The following is a 628-nucleotide window of genomic DNA, read 5'->3' as shown; positions in this document are numbered from 1 at the left end:
GCCCATGTTTTCATAATTAACCTCCTAAATAACATACAATTTTAATCTCAACGTTCCTGCTGTACCTGTGGAATTACTTTGCGTTAATGTGAATACTCCTGTGCTTGTACAGGTGACCGTATAAGTGTAAATCCTTGTGCCCGTATAAACCTGCTTTGTAAATACCGCTCCTGCCACAATAGCGGAAATCGGAATTACATCGCAGAAATTGACCGTCTCTTGCTGAGTCCAGCTTGCAGCCATATACACTTGTGAATATTTTGCTATCTCAGCATTTGTTACCGTCAGACTGTTTTCATTTGTTGAGTTTTCAGCAAGAAGTGCTCCCGATTGGGACTGCTTTATGTGCGGCGCAATTAAATCTCCGGTCAGCGTTCCTCCGGTCAATGGAAGATAGCTTTGCAAATCGGTGTTGTCCTGTAGGATTCTCGGAGTTACCGTTGTCCAGCCGCCCGGAGCGTCCGCAGTATCGCCGAAATCAGACAGCGTTACATTTGTTCCCCGCAAAACCGTTACTGCAAAAACAGAACGGTATGTTCCGGTATATGCTCCAAAATAAAAATAACCGTTTTCACTGTCCTCATAATATCCAAAATTTACTGTACCCCTTTTATGCGGCAGCAGCGTT

General features: G+C 43.9%; 1 protein-coding gene. It reads right to left on the bottom strand.

All coding sequences use genetic code 11. The features are described 5' to 3' along the window. Positions 1 to 24: 24 nt before the first annotated feature. Positions 25 to 628: hypothetical protein (locus OCV67_RS13470; RefSeq protein WP_178085191.1), on the bottom strand; the 604-nt coding region annotated here is incomplete at its 5' end.

The organism is Porcipelethomonas ammoniilytica (assembly GCF_025567485.1).
Lineage (GTDB): Bacteria > Bacillota > Clostridia > Oscillospirales > Ruminococcaceae > Porcipelethomonas > Porcipelethomonas ammoniilytica.
Note: the sequence above shows the minus strand (reverse complement) of the source record. Positions and strands in the feature narration are given on the sequence as shown.